At 68.5% G+C, this 16,459-nt stretch carries 11 protein-coding genes and 3 pseudogenes; 6 read left to right on the top strand and 8 right to left on the bottom strand.

Annotation, left to right across the window (positions count from 1 at the left end; translation table 11 throughout):
- Nucleotides 1–96 precede the first annotated feature (96 nt).
- Nucleotides 97–969, bottom strand: coding sequence for a hypothetical protein (locus ACFCV8_RS23480; RefSeq protein WP_376687376.1), 873 nt, complete (start codon nt 967–969; stop codon nt 97–99).
- Between the two features lie 287 nt (nt 970–1,256).
- On the opposite strand from ACFCV8_RS23480, the gene ACFCV8_RS23475 reads away from it, so the two are divergent.
- From ACFCV8_RS23475 to ACFCV8_RS23465, 3 genes and pseudogenes are all read left to right on the top strand, one after another.
- A complete protein-coding gene (locus ACFCV8_RS23475) occupies nt 1,257–1,691 on the top strand; it encodes a MarR family winged helix-turn-helix transcriptional regulator (RefSeq protein WP_376687375.1) in 435 nt (144 codons plus the stop codon).
- A gap of 315 nt (nt 1,692–2,006) precedes the next feature.
- A pseudogene (locus tag ACFCV8_RS23470) lies at nt 2,007–2,967 on the top strand (alpha/beta hydrolase).
- A gap of 49 nt (nt 2,968–3,016) precedes the next feature.
- Nucleotides 3,017–4,018, top strand: coding sequence for a hypothetical protein (locus tag ACFCV8_RS23465; protein WP_376687374.1), 1,002 nt, complete (start codon nt 3,017–3,019; stop codon nt 4,016–4,018).
- A 162-nt stretch (nt 4,019–4,180) separates the two neighbouring features.
- On the opposite strand, the gene ACFCV8_RS23460 is transcribed toward ACFCV8_RS23465, so the two are convergent.
- Complete coding sequence (locus ACFCV8_RS23460) at nt 4,181–5,233, bottom strand: 2,3-butanediol dehydrogenase (RefSeq protein ID WP_376687373.1); 1,053 nt, start codon at nt 5,231–5,233, stop codon at nt 4,181–4,183.
- Nucleotides 5,234–5,890: 657 nt separating this feature from the next.
- On the opposite strand from ACFCV8_RS23460, the gene ACFCV8_RS23455 reads away from it, so the two are divergent.
- Nucleotides 5,891–7,762, top strand: a complete 1,872-nt coding sequence (locus ACFCV8_RS23455) for a DNA/RNA helicase domain-containing protein (protein ID WP_376687372.1) — start codon at nt 5,891–5,893, stop codon at nt 7,760–7,762.
- A 252-nt stretch (nt 7,763–8,014) separates the two neighbouring features.
- A complete protein-coding gene (locus tag ACFCV8_RS23450; RefSeq protein ID WP_376687371.1) occupies nt 8,015–8,143 on the top strand; it encodes a DUF6408 family protein in 129 nt (42 codons plus the stop codon).
- 55 nt (nt 8,144–8,198) lie between these two features.
- Here ACFCV8_RS23450 and ACFCV8_RS23445 read toward each other — a convergent pair whose 3' ends face one another.
- Both ACFCV8_RS23445 and ACFCV8_RS23440 read right to left on the bottom strand, forming a co-directional pair.
- Nucleotides 8,199–10,328: a DUF2075 domain-containing protein gene (locus ACFCV8_RS23445; RefSeq protein ID WP_376687378.1), complete on the bottom strand. Its 2,130-nt coding sequence runs from the start codon at nt 10,326–10,328 to the stop codon at nt 8,199–8,201.
- A gap of 532 nt (nt 10,329–10,860) precedes the next feature.
- Nucleotides 10,861–11,004: pseudogene (locus ACFCV8_RS23440) on the bottom strand (IS701 family transposase); the annotation flags it as partial.
- Nucleotides 11,005–11,199: 195 nt separating this feature from the next.
- On the opposite strand from ACFCV8_RS23440, the pseudogene ACFCV8_RS23435 reads away from it, so the two are divergent.
- Nucleotides 11,200–11,458: pseudogene (locus ACFCV8_RS23435) on the top strand (transposase); the annotation flags it as partial.
- Nucleotides 11,459–11,490: 32 nt separating this feature from the next.
- Here ACFCV8_RS23435 and ACFCV8_RS23430 read toward each other — a convergent pair.
- The 4 genes from ACFCV8_RS23430 to ACFCV8_RS23415 all read right to left on the bottom strand — a co-directional run bounded on the left by ACFCV8_RS23430 (nt 11,491) and on the right by ACFCV8_RS23415 (nt 16,254).
- On the bottom strand, nt 11,491–12,054 hold the full coding sequence (locus tag ACFCV8_RS23430) for a GntR family transcriptional regulator (RefSeq protein WP_376687370.1): 564 nt from the start codon (nt 12,052–12,054) through the stop codon (nt 11,491–11,493).
- 611 nt (nt 12,055–12,665) lie between these two features.
- The gene (locus tag ACFCV8_RS23425; RefSeq protein ID WP_376687369.1) at nt 12,666–13,829 is read right to left on the bottom strand and encodes a serine hydrolase domain-containing protein; all 1,164 of its coding nucleotides are present in this window, start codon (nt 13,827–13,829) and stop codon (nt 12,666–12,668) included.
- Nucleotides 13,830–14,308: 479 nt separating this feature from the next.
- The gene (locus ACFCV8_RS23420) at nt 14,309–15,031 is read right to left on the bottom strand and encodes a response regulator (protein ID WP_376687368.1); all 723 of its coding nucleotides are present in this window, start codon (nt 15,029–15,031) and stop codon (nt 14,309–14,311) included.
- A complete protein-coding gene (locus tag ACFCV8_RS23415; protein WP_376687367.1) occupies nt 15,028–16,254 on the bottom strand; it encodes a sensor histidine kinase in 1,227 nt (408 codons plus the stop codon). The genes ACFCV8_RS23420 and ACFCV8_RS23415 overlap by 4 nt, the downstream gene beginning before the upstream one ends.
- Nucleotides 16,255–16,459 lie beyond the last annotated feature (205 nt).

Raw genomic sequence — 16,459 nt, 5'->3', positions numbered from 1 at the left:
GGCAACGGCGGAGCCCGCATCCGTGCATGAGAGCCGCAGGACTCCGAAATCGCCACGCACTCCACGGGGTACGCCGCCCGAGAACGGGCGCGAACGTCACCCCTTGGCCTTCCGGCGGGCAGCGAAGGCGACGAGCGCCGCACCGGCGAACGCCCATGCCAGCAGGATCATCAGCGGCTGCGCGATTCCGTGTCCGTCGAAATAGGCGGAAGACCGTGTGATGTCGATGAATTGCGCGAACGGAAGAATTCCGTTCAGCCATCCCATGAAGGCGGGGAGCATGTCCGAGTTCACCGTTCCCCCCGAGGTGGGGACTCCCAGGATCAGGACGAAAGTCATGGCTATCGGCATGAAGACCCGCTTGAAGAGCATCGCCACGGCAGTGGTGAGCCAGCCGACGGCCTGAGTCAGGACGAACCCGTACAGCAGGAGCGGGGGCGATGACGGGATGACATCCCTGGCCGTCGCGAAGAAGTAGCAGAAAAGGGAAGCGAATGCCCCGGCGCCCGCGATGAGGACCAGCTTGTTGCGGAGCCTCCACCCTCCGAGCTGCAGAAGCACGATGGACGTGATCAGGCCGACGAGCAGCAGGGGCATCGCGTAGAAGAACAGACCGGCTCCACTGACGTCTCCGGCCGCCACGGGCACGACGTCCCGGACGGTGATCGTCGTATCGAGTCGCTGTGCGACATCGCGGCCGAAGAACCCCTCGAGAAACTCCGCCCGGGTACTGCTCGCCGCGGAGGAGACGAGAAGTTCGGAAGAACCGCTACCGCCGGAGACGAACGCGCCGGCGACGTCGCCGGTCGTCACCGCGCGGGCGGCGGCGGAGGAGTCACGGTAGCCCTGGACGTGAAAGCCGCCTGGTTCCGCACCGTCCAGCACCTTCTGGAGCCCTGCCGCCGACGACTGCGGAGCCGCGAGGATGATGCCACGGGCCGACGGCTGCGCGAAGGAGAGCAGGAACATGAGGCTGAACGCGGCGGCGAAGAAGAAGGGGAACCATGCCGTGGTCAGTACATGCTTCGCGGTGGGCGCGCCCGTGGGTGGCGTCATGACGACCTCCTGAATTGATACATCAAGTCACTTCCGGCCCAGAGTAGGGACCCCGACTTGACGCGTCAAATCACAACACCCCGAACCCTCCGTCGGAATCCGGGGAGCACCGACCCCGCACGCGCGAGAGCCGCACCGCGCGGACAACTCGCCCCCAGCTTCACTTGACGCGTCAAGTCGTGTTGGCCAGGATGAGGCGCATGAAAGAACAGCCCGATCCTTTGACCGGTGAAGAGCAAGAGCTGTGGCGATCTTTCCTCTCCTGGAGCGAGCAGGTGGTTTCCCTGGTCTCCAAGGACCTCGCCGTCGCAGGAATCTCCGTTCCCGATTATCAGGTCCTGGTGAGAGTTCACGAGGGGGTGGGACATTCATTGGGCCAGTTCGAGCTCTCCAACTCCCTGGGCTGGTCTCCGTCCCGTCTTTCTCATCAGCTTTCCCGAATGGAGAAAAAGGGAATGCTGACCCGGACCGAAGTCGGTACCGGAAGGCTCATGCAGGTGACCTTGACCGATCACGGGAAAGAACTGATAAAGAATGCCATTTCGGTGCACGCCAAATCGGTCCGTCGGCACTTCCTGGACGCAGTGGCGGAGCAGCGTGATTGCCTGACCGAGATCTTCAACCGCAGACCCTGAGCATCGGCCTCACCGGCCCGCCCCCGAAAAGCACTCCGGAGCGGCAGATGCCAGGCACCGCGGCGCCTGCGTCGTTCAGCTTCCCGCCGACCGATGCGTCGGATCGGCTCATGGGCGGATGACGCGGGCAAGCGGCCCGAAACGGCGTCACCCGGTACGCCACCGTGCCCGTCCGGAACGCGCCGCGGTCGCGCGATCGGCGGGCGGCACCCGCCCGATCCGCCGCAGTCGGCGGTTCCGGGACCTGCGGGAACGCGGCGATCCTGAGGGCATCCAGTGCGTCCCATGAGCCGCACATCACCGCGAAGGAGCCCGATGCCCCAGCTCAGCCGCCCCCCGTTCGACCCGAAGCTCGACGCCGTGCTGGCCCTGGCCGGTGAACGGATACCGACCGTCACGCCGGACCTCATCCAGACCTTGCGCGAGACGCCGCTGCCCATCGATGTGTCGGAAGAACCGCTTCGAGCCGCCGGTCTGACGCGCCGCGAGACAACGGTCCGCGGATACGAGGGGGTGGAACTCGCCGCGAGCGTGATCGCCCGCGCGGATCACACCGGCACCGGACCGGGCATCTACCACGTACACGGCGGCGGCATGATCGCGGGCGAGCGCCTGGTCGGCATCAGCCAGATCGTGCCGTGGATCGTCGAACACGACGCCGTCGCGGTCACGGTCGAATACCGCCTCGCGCCGGAGTTCCCGGACCCCTGTCCGGTCGAGGACTGCTACGCGGGCCTGCTCTGGACCGCCGAACACGCGGCCGAGCTCGGCATCGACCCCGACCGTCTCATGATCGCGGGCGCCAGTGCCGGTGGCGGACTGGCGGCCGGAACCGCCCTCCTGGCCCGCGACCGCAAGGGCCCGGACCTGATCGGCCAGGTGCTGATCTGCCCCATGCTCGACGACCGCGACCGGACCGTCTCGACCCTCCAGTACGACGATGCCGGGATGTGGGTCCGCGAGAGCAACCGGACCGGATGGAACGCGCTGCTGGGCGATCGCCGCGGCACCGACGGCGTCTCGGTCTACGCCGCACCCGCGCGCGACGGACCTCTCCGGGCTGCCGCCTGCCTTCATCGACTGCGGATCGGCCGAACTCTTCCGTGACGAGGACGTCGCCTACGCAACAGCCCTCTGGGCGGCCGGCGTACAGGCCGAGCTGCACGTGTGGCCCGGCGGGTTCCACGGATTCGACATGGTTGCCCCGCACACCGCACTGGCACAGGCGGCGACGGCCTCCCGAAACGAGTGGGTCGCGCGCCTCCTCGGCGCCTGATCCGGCGGGCCGAGGGCGGTAGCCTGGCCGTCTGAGCGAGGGAGAGCGGATGCAGGAACTCGTCGGACGGCTCACCGCCCTCGATCCCGAGGCAGGCGAGTCCCTCAAGGTCATCGCGTACTTCGACGCGCTCGTCGCCGGCGGAGCGGGACCTGACGCGCTGCTGCGCGGCGCGGCCGTACTGTCCGGAGTCGTCGCGGGGGCGCAGTGGCGCGGGCGGATCGACCGCCGCGGCCCCGACGGCCGGATTCCCGCGACGGAGCAGCTTCCGCGGTCACCTGAACGAACCTGTTCGGCCGGGACCGTGTGGCTGGAGCGCGTCGGCCCCCACCATGCCAACGACGAGATGATCGTCGAACGCCTGGCGCTGTCGCTCGACCTCCTCGAGGCGCGACGCGGCCCGGCAGGCGTCCTCGAGACCGTCATCGATCCGGCCCGCACCCCCGCCGAGCGGACGACAGCGCTGGCGAAGCTGCGGCTGGAGCCGGGGTCGCGGATCCGGATCGTCGCCACCCGCACGGACACGCACCTCGCCACCGCGTCCTCGGCGGTCGTGCCCACGAAGTACGGGATCATGCGCGCGACCCTGTGCCGGACCCCGGAGCCGCCACCGGCGGAACCGGCGGGGCTCGGTCAGTGGGTACGGGCCGACCAGGCACCCGACTCGTGGGAAGGCGCGGTGATCGCACTACGGCTCACCGACCCCCGGAATCCGGTCGTCGACGCGACGGACCTGGGAGCGCTCCTGATGCTCGCCCGGGTGCACGACCCGCAGGCGCCGCACGACGACGTCAGAAAGCTCGCCGGCCTGGACGCCCGTTCCGCGCACGTACTGCGGGTCCTCGTCGAAGCGGACAGTGTCCGGGCCGCGGCGGCCCTGCTCGGCATGCATCACTCCACCCTCCAGGCCCGGCACGAAGCTCTGACCCGTGAGCTCGGGTACGACCCCCGCGCCGCCCAGGGAAAGGTCCGCTACGCAGCCGCCGAGTTCCTCCTGCGGCTCACCGACCCGCACGACGCGGGGCACCCTGCCGCCCTCGGCACCGGGTGAGGAAAGCGGCCGTTCCGCTGCACGCCCCTCCCCCTCTCCCCCGACCGCCTGCACGACGACCGACGGCGTCCCCGGTCCGTGCTGCGCACGACGCACCACGGACCGGCAGCCGAACAGGCCCGGAAACCGTCCGGGCCTCGCTCAGCTCTCAGCTCTCAGCTCTCAGCCGACCTTCAGAAGGATCTTCCCGCCGACGCCACCGCGCAGCGAACGGATGGCTTCGACGACGCCCTCCAGCGGCAGCTCCTGCACCCAGCCGGTGGTGTCGTAGAACCCGTCGGCCATGGCCGCGATGACCGCGTCGAACTCCGCGGGCCGGTAGCCGACCGCGCCGACGATCTCCGTCTCGGCCATCATCAGCCGCGTGGGCTGGAACTCCATCGGGTGCTCGTGCAGCGCGGGAACGACCAGCCGGCCGCCGGGGACGAGACCCGCCAGAGCGGAGGTGACCGCCGGACCTGCGCCGGCGGCGTCCACCGCGATGTCCACTCCGTCGCCGCCGGTGAACAGCGCGACGGCGGCCGCGAGGTCCTCGTTCACCGGATCGACGACACTCGCGCCCAGACCGGCGATGGCCGCACGCCGGTCCGCGCTCGGTTCGGACACCAGCACCTTCTCCACACCGCGGGCCCTGAGCGCGAACCAGGCACCGATACCGATCGGTCCGGCCCCCGCGACGAGCGCCGTGCCGCCGGGCTCGATTCCGCTGCGCGCGACGGCGTGCCAGGCCACCGCCATCGGCTCGACGAGCGCCCCCATCCGCAGGTCCACGCCCTCCGGCAACACGTGCAGCTTCGACGCGTCGAGCGTGACGTACTCCGCCAGTCCGCCACCGGACACGTTCGACCCCAGCGAACCCATCAGCCGGCAGGAGAACGGCAGCCCCTTCCGGCACGCGGCGCACTGCCCACAGGAAACGGCCAGCGGGTAGACGGCACCGCGATCGCCGACCTTCACGTCCTCGACGCCCTCGCCGACCTCGACCACGGTGCCGGAGAACTCATGGCCGAGGATCTGGGGCAGCGTGGCCCCCGTCAGGGGGTGCGGCTCGGCCAGGTCGAACGGCAGCGACTCGGGGTAGAAGAAGAAGTGGAGATCGGAGCCGCAAATACCGGCATAGGCATTGCGCAACTTCACCTGCCCCGGACCGGGAACGGGCTCCGGCACCTCCTCGATGCGGAGGTCTTCCTTGCCATAGAACCGAGCTGCCTTCATTCTTCTTCTCCCTTTTCCAATGAGCTCGGGATCACCGGTCACCTTTCCCGGACCGGCGCGGACCACGGCTCAAAGGCTGAGAAGACGTACCGATCGAAGACGTCGGAAAGTCCTTCCACACCCACACGTCGGACAGTCAGCACTTTGCGCGGCGGCCATCGAACTCCGTTGCTCATCGTCGCGCGCACGGATTTCGCGGGGCCACCGCCGAATGCGGCAGATCCCGAACGGCCTGCCCGCCGTTCGCGCAGCCCCGATGCCCCGATGCCCCGATGCCCCGAGCCGGACGACCCACTCGTCCCCGACAGCAGACCCGAAGCCGAGGCACGGACCGCACGAGCCGCATTTGTCGCACGCTCATGGAACAACGGGCCTGAGGCCGTACACCACCGACTCCAAAATCACCACGCACTCCACGCGATGCGTCCCCGAGAACGCGTCGGGAAGCAAGAGACGGATCAGAGTCCCCGTTTCGTCAGCGCAAGGGAACTGCGTGCGTCAGAGGAGCGCCACCCGCTCAGATGCATGATCCATATCCTGTTCTAGGATGTCGAGGACCATCTCAGCGGCCCGACGGGCTTCCGCTCCACCTCGGTGGAACCGAAGGACATGCCCCCACCCGCACGAGCTACTTCGTGCTGCCTGGGAGCACTCCCTATGCTGTTCCGTGAGTCCGCGGCGTCGTTGGCCAACCGTACCCACCTTGAAGGACAGCTGGCCAAGCTCCTGACCGAGAACTTCCTGCACAAACACCGCCATCGGCCCCATGCCTCGGAAGTGCGCTCCTGGCAGCGGAGCATCCCGGCACTCACCAACGCACTCGTCGAAGCCGGGCTCGGTGAAGTCGAGATGATGTTGGAGTACGCGCTGCCCCTGACCAGCAAGCGTGCGGACGTGATACTTGCCGGTGTTCATCCGAGTACCGGAGAACCCTCGTACGTGGTGGTCGAGCTGAAGCAGTGGAGCGAGGCCTACCCGGAGGAGGACGATCCGCTGCTGTGCCGCATCGACGCCTACCCGGATCCGGTCCTCAACCCGATCGAGCAGGTGCGCGGCTACTGCGACTACCTCATCTCGTTCAACGGAGCGTTGGAGCGGATCCCCGACTCGGTCACGGGGGTCGCCTACCTGCACAACGCGACCGACATCAAGGTGGCGGGGCTCCGCGCCGTCACCGAGGACGACCGGGGCCGGATGTTCACCGGTGACCAGCGCGGCGCCTTCCTCGGCTACCTCCGCTCCAGGCTGGCGGCGAAGCCGGGTGCCGAGACAGCCGACACCCTGCTGCAGGGCAAGGTGCGGCCGTCGAGGCAGCTGATGACCGTTGCCGCCGAAGAGGTGCGCAACCGGGAACAGTTCGTACTGCTCGACGAGCAGCGGCTCGCCTACGAAACGGTCATGACGGCAGTCCGACAGGCCCGGCGGTCCAACCGCAAGCAGGTCGTCGTCGTGGCCGGCGGCCCAGGCTCCGGCAAGAGCGTGATCGCGCTCTCCCTGTTGGGCGACCTCTACCGGCGCGGAGTACCGGCCCTGCACGCCACCGGATCGCAGTCCTTCACCAAGACGATGCGCAAGGTCGCCGGCGCCCGCAAACCTGAGGTCCAACGGCTCTTCCGCTACTTCAACAGCTTCATGGAGGCCGAGCCGAACGACCTCGACGTGCTGGTCTGCGACGAGGCCCACCGGTTGCGCAAGACCTCCGCCAACCGCTACACGAAGGCGGCTCTGCGAACCGGCCGACCGCAGGTGTCAGAGCTGATGGACGCCGCGCGGGTTCCGGTGTTCCTTCTGGATCAGCACCAGGTGGTACGTCCGGGCGAGATGGGGACCGTGGAACAGATCCAGGCGGCCGCGGCCGAGCAGGGGCTGGACTGCACGGTGGTGAGACTCGACAGCCAGTTCCGGTGCGGAGGCAGCGACGCCTACCTGCGCTGGGTGGTCGACCTACTGGGGCTCGAAGGGAGCGCGCCCACCGCGTGGGAATCGGATGACAAGGTGCAGCTCCTGACCGCGGACACCCCCCAGGAGCTGGAGGAGTTCCTGGCTGCCCGACGTGCCCAGGGATACGGTGCGCGCATGTCCGCGGGCTACTGCTGGAAGTGGACGACGAAGATCACTCCCAGCATGCACACCCTGCCGACCGACGTGGTCATCGGCGACTGGGCCAGACCGTGGAATCTCTATGGCGACCGCGCCCTGCTCGGCGCCCCGCCGGCACCCCTCTGGGCCACCGACCCGGCAGGATTCGGACAGGTCGGGTGCGTCTACACCGCGCAGGGCTTCGAGTACGACTGGTCCGGCGTGATCATGGGGCCGGACCTCGTCTGGCGTACGGACCGATGGGTGGTGGACCGAAGCGCCTCCAAGGACCCGTCCTTCACCAGGGCCACCGCGGACGAGGACGTCGACCGTCTCGTCCGCAACACGTACAAAGTGCTGCTGACCCGGGGCATGATCGGCACGATCATCTACTCGACGGACCGGGAAACCCGCGAAAAGCTCCGCTCGTTGATCCCCCCGACGATCTGACCGCGACAAGCACCGCAGTCATGCCCGGTCCGCGCATGCGACTGCGAAACCCACGCCCCCGTCTCGACTCACGAGATAGCATGATCAGGCTGCGCACCTTCCCGGAGGGTACGAGGCTGCGGTTCATGTGTGAGGCCGAACAGGCTGTGCGTGACGAATGGTTGTGCCCGTCGTGTGGCGACATACGGCGCGAGCGTGGCTGCCCGCAGGGCGCCCCCTGCCATTCAGATCGCATCAACCTGAAAGGCCGACATGAGCACTGTCGAGTACAAGCCTGCGCGTCGTGAACGGATCCGCGAGATTCTGATCGACATCGCTGTCGGAGTCGTATCCAGCCTTCTGGTGACAGCCTTGACCGCGGTGGCAGACCTGCTCTTCTGACGCAGGTAGGTGGCGGGCCCGGCGAGCCCGTCACTCCACTACCCGGATCCGGGTGTCAGAACAGCCGGAGTTCCGAGCCCGACGCCTTCTCCCGCTTGCGGCGCCGCCTCCCGTTCGCCCGCGGCAGGTGGGGCGGGCGTGCCTCCTTCGGAAGGTTCCGCCAAGTGGGGCGAAGTCCATGGATCTCCACCTGTCCTGCCAGCCCCTTCAGATAGGCGCGGGTCTCCTCATCCGTGGAGTACAGCACCGTGGCCCGGCTCGCCCGGGTCAGCAGCACGTGGTACGCCTGGCGGACGAGCCGCGCGAAATCGTCGTCGTCGACGCTGGGGGCGCTCACCTTCGGGTCGAGCGAACCCGGCAGATCGACACGCTTGATCTTCGAATCCGGTCCTTCTTTGCGGTCCTTGCCCCGTTGGAACACCCACTTGTCGCCCCGGCGCACCATGTCCTCTCCCATGATCACACCGCACCAGTCCCATTCCAGGCCTTGTGCCGTGTATACGCAGCCGATCTGACCGAGGCCGTTGGCGTGGACGGACCAGATGTCCGACGGCGGCACCCCGTCCGCACAATAGGTTTCGCTCTTCGCATTCCATGGCCGGTGCCAGTCGCCGATCCGGACATCGGCCTCCAAGCGCTTCTCCTCGCCCACCGGCTCCGTCCAAGGCCAGCAATAGCCCGCGACCATACGCGCGGACGCGCCCGCCCGGGCCTCCGTCCGGATGATCCTTTCGAGCTCCTCCGGAGTGTCCACGACCTCAACGTGCATCAGCCCATCCGGCCGCCAGAGCTCCGGTACCTCGTCCGTAACTCCGAGCACGGCGCGCACCCAGTGGATGTAGGCGCCGCTGCCACCGCACCTGTACTGCTCGCGCAGACGGTACTCGAGCAGCTTGGCGTCGTAGCGCTCGGCCGCATCCTTGATCAGCCGGACGGTGCCGACTTCGTTCGGGCGCACGGACTGACCCTCGTCCAGGAAGAACACCGTCAGACGCGAAGCGTCCAGGAGCTCGTCCACCTGTGGGCCCTTCCCCCACTTCTCCCGTTCCTCCTCCGACCAGTACTGGTTCGTCGAGTGGTCGCGCAGACGGTGCGCCTCATCGCAGATCAGAAGGTCCAGCGAGGTTTCGCGGGGTTCAACGAAGCTGCTGAAGTAAGTGAACGTCTCCCTGAACTGCTTGTCCCCGTAACCGACGTGCTCCTGAATGGCTGCATTGAACGCCCTGCTTCCGCTGGCGTACTTCACCGTCCGTCCCTGTCCCTCGAGCTTCGCCTTCACCTGAAGACCGATGGCGCTCTTGCCCGTACCGGCGCCTCCAGTCACCAGGAAGATCACGCGCCTCTCGTCCGGAACCAGAGCGGGCTGCTCGGGGTCGGGAAGGACTTTGGACGCCGCATCCAGAATGTCGTCCGCCACCACCTTCTGCCGCCCGCGCAGGGTGAAGACGGTGTCGTCACCCCGGGACCAGTTCATGGCGTCGAGCAGCGGTGTATTACGCAGACCCATGGTCCGCAGCATGGTCTCGGCCTCCGTGGCCCCGCCCTCTGCGGCAAAACTCTCCCTCAGGTCGTTGAGGAGTTGAGCACGCCGGTCGGCGGTGTACACACGGGCGTACGCACCCGTCGGCGCGTCCAAACCTATCAACGGACGCACGGAATCCTCCGTGGCGTTGTGAAGGTACGCGAAGCCGCCGCACTCGAATGCGGCGTTCCCGAAGGGGCCCCGACTGCTCGCGAATGCCTCGTAGTACTCACACAACTGCAGCGTCGGATGCTTCTTGTCACCCGTACCCGGCTTGTCGCCCAAGCGCGGCACGTACACGAGGTCAGCGGTGGCGCGCTCGATCCGGGTCACCGTCGACCACCGCTTCAATTCGACGAGCTGTACGGACGGCCGGTTCTCGTGCGGATGTCGGCCGACGAGAACGACATCGATGAGCCGGGGCTCCGGACGTTCGGATTCATCGAGCGTGGCAGCACACTCGACAACCATCTCCACGTTCCCGCGATCAGCGGCAACCAGGTCGTTCGCGAGGCTGATCAGACTCTCGGCCCAGGCGCAGCGCTCGGTGACCGAGGCATCCGAGCCGCGGAAGTACCGCCACCGTGCGGCGAGGTGCGACACCATGTGGCGGCGCCTGTGCAGAGCGAGCAGATCCTGCGCCGACAGCTTCAGCAGGAGCATGGACACGAGGTGGTTCCCCCAGGGCACGAGTGACTCGTGCGGGTGGGGGCATGTCCTGTCCAGGAAGCCCGTCGGGCCGCGGTTCGGTTGTGGTGATCTTAGGTAAGACCTGCCCAATCGGAAACATCACCATGGCTGTCGGCCAGAACTGTGACGATCGCGGCTGAATCACGCGGTGCGCGTCACTGGGTACCCCTTGAGGCCCGGCAGCATGGAGATTTACGTCCCACCGCAGGCGGTCTTCTTGCTCAGCGGCTGATACGAAGCGCATGGGCTCGGACAGCACGGCAACCGAAGCTCTTTCGCCGACCAGACGGGCGGAAGGCGTCGCCTCAGCCGGCCGCACCTGAAGTGTGACTCTTCATGGAACATCACTACCGAGAAGCGGATGGGCAGAGGCAGCCAACAGCTCGGCAGCCAGTACCCCAGCCACTTCAAGGGGCCCACCGCGACACAGCTGAGATCTCCGCCCGACAGTCGCCAATCACCCATGATGCGCCCATCAGAAGCCTAGTACTGCTTCGTTGGGTTCTGACTTACGCCGCCCGTCCAGCATCAGACCGCGCAGATAACACGCACCCCACCGGTGCTGATCCTGCCGCGGCAACGACCCGAACACATCACCCACGAACTCCGCCAACTCGCCCCGGAGCCGCTCGACATCCCCCAGTTTCACACCTCAAAGATGCCCACCACCAGGCAAAATAACCCAAGGTAACGAAGTGCTACTAAGTGTCATGATGTCAACACCGTTCACGATGACCGAGAGTGCATATTCAGTGCTCATTCCTGACCAAGTGCGGGGGCGCGGGCGTTACCGCCATGGACGCCGCCTCCACCCAGCGCCATCGAGCCATCACTCGCTGCCCGGATGCCCGGCGTCGGCGTCAGGACCGCCGCCGTCCTGCTGGTCACCGTCGGCGATGGCACCAGCTTCCCCACCGCCGCGCACCTCGCCTCCTACGCCGGCCTCGCCCCGCCCCGCCACCACGCAGTCGGGCATCTTGATCCACGGCGAACACGCACCCCGCGGCGGAAACCGGCAGCTCAAACGCGCGATGTTCCTCTCCGCGTCCGCCGCCCTGCACGACCCCGCCTCCCGCACCTACTACGACCGCTGCCGAGCCCGGCGGCCTGGTCGTTGATCACGACCGGTGCGTGGTCACGTCGGCCGGGCGTCGCCGCCGGTGGGCAGCTCCTGCTCGATCTCCCGCGCGGCCCGCATCAGTTCCAGGGCCTCGCGCCGCAGCTGGCTGGCGCGCTCGCGCAGCTGTTTCACGCGTCGGCGCTGCTGTGCGGGGCTGAAGGCGTTGACGTACTGCCCGCGCGGCCCGGTGAGCAGCCCTTCGGCAATGAGCTGGCGTACGGCGGCCGCGGCCTCCTTGCCGCCGATGTCGAAGTGCTGCCCGATGTCGTAGCGGGTCATGAACCGTTCGCCGGGCTCGTAGCTGCGGTGGATCGCGGTGCGCAGCAGTCGGTAGGCGCGCTCGGTCGGCGTCGTGGTACCGACGCTGTAGAGGCGGTAGCCCTCGAACAGGGTCACCATCCCCTCGGTGGCGAGCTGCTGAAGCGCGGAGCGGACCGCGTCCGTCGACAGCCGCAGGTCCCCCGCGATCTCGGCCAGTGCGGGCAGATGGGTGCCCGGCTCGGTGCACGAGAGCCGCACCCAGCGGCGCACCGCCTGGACGTCGTCGTCGCCAGCCCCCGCGTTGTCCACCGTCGTCATGCCTGCGCCCCCTGAATCTCCGGTAATCCGTTGCCGGGGACCAGCCTGGTGGGCTGTACCGCGCGGGCGCCAAGAATTTGCCGGGGTTTGCCAGGATCGGGCCTGCGCGCGGTGGATATGGACGGATACGCCTTGCCGTCCGGGTGGATACGGCCGTGGCTACGATCGGGGGCGAGTTCGACGTCGGCCTTCGTGATCCGTTGTGGTCGTGAAGGCCGACGTTGTGTTTGGGGAGGGTGTCGGTGTCGCTGCACTCGATGAAGAGCGGCGGGGCACCTGAGGAGACGGCCCGAGGGGGCACGGGCCGCGTTCCCGAAAGGCGGCTTGGCCACGCGGATCCAGGACGGGCTGGGCGAGCTGTTCACGGACGAGGGCTTCGCCGACCTCTGTCCGGGGGGAAGCCGGCGTGGTGCGCGGGGCCTCGAACCGGATCAGGGCGATCATGCCGGTGTGCCGCGTGGCCGGCTCCGCGCCGAGCCCGCCCCCGTAGTCGGCAGCCGCGGCCGCCGTCTGTGCGCGCTTGGCGGGCATTACGAGATGCCGGGGAGCCGTCCCCGGCCGGGTGCGGGCGGACCGCTGTCAGGCGCGGCCGCAGGAGTGCTGTCAGGCGTTCAACGGCACAGGGCTCTGTTCACGACATGGTCGACACGCTTCCTGGACGCCTCGTCGGACAGCTGCATGGTGACTGCGACGTTGGCGGCGCGACCGTCGTCGGTGGCGCCTCCCCTGGTCTCGTAGCCCGGGAAGCTGCCGCCATGGCCCCAGTAGAGGCCGCCGCACGGCAGTGGTTTGCTCACGAGCCCCAGTCCGTAGCGTGCGCCGGGGCCGAAAGTGGCGTCGGCGGGTTCGGTGCTGGTGCGCATCTGGGTGAGCTGGGCTTCCTGGAGGAGGTCGCCGGACAGGAGCGCGGTGAAGAACCGGTTGAGATCGGAGTCGGTGGAGACCAACTGACCTGCGGCCCACCCCCAGGAAGGGTCGATCTCCGTGACATCGACCAACGGCACGTCGGCCGAAACCCGGTAGTAGCCCTTGGGATGGGCCTCACGGATGGTGGCGTCGCCCGGGGCCGGGAAGTAGGTGTGGTGCAGACCGATGGGCTTGATGATGCGCCGGTCCATCTCACTGGCGAGAGTGTGGCGGGTGACCTTCTCGACGATCAGCCCGGCCAGTACATAGTTCGTGTTGCTGTACTTCCAGCCCTTCCCGGGGTCGAAGTCGGCCTTGTGCTGGAGAGCGATGCCGAGAAGCTCGCGGGGGGCGAAATACCGGACGTCGTCGCCGAGGTAGTTGGTGTAATTGGGGAGTCCGCTGGTGTGCTGGAGGAGGTGACGGACAGTGATGCGGCGTCCGTCGATGCCCTCCCCGTGTACCAGCCCCGGCAGATAGTCGTCGACCGGTGCGTCGAGGCGGATCTTCCCTTCGCCGACCAGTTGCAGCACGACCACCGCGGTGAACGTCTTGGTGTTGCTGCCGATCCGCACCTGCCCGTCCCTGGGTACCTTCGAGCCGGTGGCCAGATCACCGACTCCTGCGGTGTAGGTACTGGTATGCCCCGCACGGTCCGTGACGCTCGCCAGCGCGGCGGGCAGGCCATCGGAGTGCAGCAGTGCGTTCAGGCCCTGCTGGACGGTGTCCGGCCCGGGGGCGGCGGACGCCGCGGGCGATGCCAGTACACCCACCGTCAAGGCGCCCACGACCAGTGCGGCCCCGGCTCCGCGTCGGCGGCCCCGCCGCTGCCCGGAAGAACGAACCCTCTGCGATGCCTGCTCGCGCACGAGCCAACTCCTCTACAAACAATGGGAAACAGCGGTATGTACCGGAACCAGTATTTCCGGATGCGACCGCCCCGGACGATCCCGCTACCCGGCGGGCTCCGGGTAGGGCTACCCCCCGGGTCCGGGAGCAGCCGCCGAGTACGCCGCCGGGCACGCGGCGCTCTGACCCCGCTGGTGGGAGCCCGGGGCCTGCGCGCCGCTCTTCACCCGGGGCGTTCATCTGCCGCGCGTCGCTTCCCGGTACACAGCCGTCAGCGCGTCGTCGATGGGCTGGTGCTGCGGCTTCCCTGAGGAATCCGCATCGGCGATCCCGGGCGCGCCGCGTCGTATCCGACCGGCCTCGCGCACCTCGGCCCGTACACCCGGCACACCCACGCGGTGGACGGCATCCAGATCGACTCAAGAGGTCCCGGACCGGGGCCGGCCGACGGGCTCGCGTCGCCGGCCAACCGCCGGGGCAGGCCCAGCCGGTGACCCAGCTATGCGGGGTTTGCGTCGCCGCGCGGGTTGCCGGTTGCCGCGCGGGCGGTGACCAGCCCCGATTCGTAGGCCGCGATGACCGCCTGGGCACGGTCACGGACGTCGAGCTTGCCGAAGATGCTGGTGATGTAGTTCTTGACCGTGGAGACGCTGAGGTGCAGGTCGTGGGCGATCTCGGCGTTGTCGAGACCAGTGGCCATCAGATGCCACACCTCGACCTCCCGGGGTGTCAATTCGCCCAGGTCGGTGGGGAGTGGCTGCGGCGCACCGTGAAGGGTTCGTACGTAGGTGGAGATCAGCCGGGTGAGCAGACGCGGCGCGACGACGGCCTCACCTGCGTGGACGGTGCGGATCGCCGCGCTCAGGTCCTCCGGCGAGCTGTCCTTGGGCAGGAACCCGCAGGCTCCGGCGCGCAGAGCGCCCACGACGTACTCGTCCATGTCGAAGGTGCTGAGGGCCAGGACCCGGCAACCGGGCAAGGTGGCGGCCAGTTCCCCGGTCGCGCCGACACCGTCGAGGACGGGCATCCGGATGTCCATCACCACCACGTCGGGGCGCAGCCGGCGGGCGAGGGCGACAGCCTGCGCGCCGTCCTCGGCTTCTCCCACGACCTCGATGGACGGGTCGGGAGAGAGGATCAGCGACAGGCCTCGCCGGACCAGCGGCTGGTCGTCCGCGATCAGCACTCTGATCCTCGGTGTGTCCGGCCGGGTCCCGGTCATCGGTGTGCCCCCTCGTGCTGGACGGCTGCTTCGACCGCCTCGTCCGTGGTCAGCGGCAGATCGGCCACCACTGCGAATCCGCCGTCGGCCTGCGGGCCGACGGCGAGGGTGCCGCCGTGCAGGGCTACGCGCTCGCGCATGCCGATCAGGCCGTAACCGCCCGAGCCCACCGACGAAGCCCCCTGCCGCGGCAGTGTGCTCCCACCGTCGTCCCGCACTTCGACGGTGACCCCGTCCTGGCGATACGTCAGCCGTACCGAAGCGCGGGCGGGCCCCGCGTACTTGCGAGCGTTGGTGAGCGCTTCCTGGGTGATCCTGAACACCGTGAGGCCGATGGTCGGCGGGAGTGGGCGCTGCGGCCCGTGGACGCTGAACTCGGCCGGCAGTCCGGCAAGGCGGGATTCGGCCACCAGACGGTCGAGGTCGTCGATGCCCGGCTGGGGCTGCGACGGTGCGGACTCCGGTTCTTCACCGGCCCGCAGCACATCGAGGAGCTGGCGCATCTCGCGCAGGGCGAGCCGCCCGGAGGATTCCAGGGTGATCAGGGCGTCCCGGACCACCTCCGGTCGGGCGAGGTTGGCCCGGGCTCCGCCGGCCATCAGCTGCATGGTGGTGATGTGGTGGGCCACGATGTCGTGCAACTCCCGTGCGATGCGGCGGCGTTCGTCGGCCACCGCTCGGTCGGCGAGAAGCCTGCGGTTCGCCGTCACCTCCCGCTGCCAGCGGTTGACCGCCAGAGCGGTGCCGACGACGATCAGGGCGGAGAGGGGCGTGACAGCGGCGTCCTGCCAGGGCGGAATCCGGCCGTGGCTCTGGCTCAGCAACGTCAGCGACACCGTCGCGACGGCCGCGACCGCTGTCACCCGGCCGGTGCGGGCCCTGGCGACCGAGTACAGGGCGACCAGCAGGACGGCACCGAAGTGTCTGGGCAGCGGCGCGGTCAGGGTGGCTGTCGTATCGAGTGCCAGTACGGCAGCGAGCGCCACCACCGGGTGGCTGCGCCGGACGAGCAGCGGCAGGGCTGCCAGCGCGACGAGGAGGAACCCTGCCACGCTCACGGCGTACCGGCCGTCGGGGTCGTCGAAGAACACGTAGCTGAGCAGATTCATCGCGCAGGCCCCGCCGGTCACGAGTGCGTCGTTGCGGGACCACGGCGGCCCGGCGCTGTCGATGCGCAGCGGCTCCTGGGCATCGCCGGGCCCGATGTGTCGGCGCCTGCGCATGTCTGTTCTCCCTGTATCCGGCCTTACGGCCTCCGGTACAGAGTTGCACAGCGGCGGAAGTACTGGAGGCAGCGCCGTCGGCGGCAGCTCGCGGCCCGCGACCAGGCCAGGGACCGGGACCAGGACCAGGGTCCTGGTCCCTGGCCGGGGCAGGACCCAGGGCCCCGGCCCGGATCATCCGCTGCCAGGACGTTTCCCGGCCCCT

This window comes from Streptomyces sp. NPDC056347, assembly GCF_042262625.1.
Taxonomy (GTDB): Bacteria; Actinomycetota; Actinomycetes; order Streptomycetales; family Streptomycetaceae; genus Streptomyces.
Note: the sequence above shows the minus strand (reverse complement) of the source record. Positions and strands in the feature narration are given on the sequence as shown.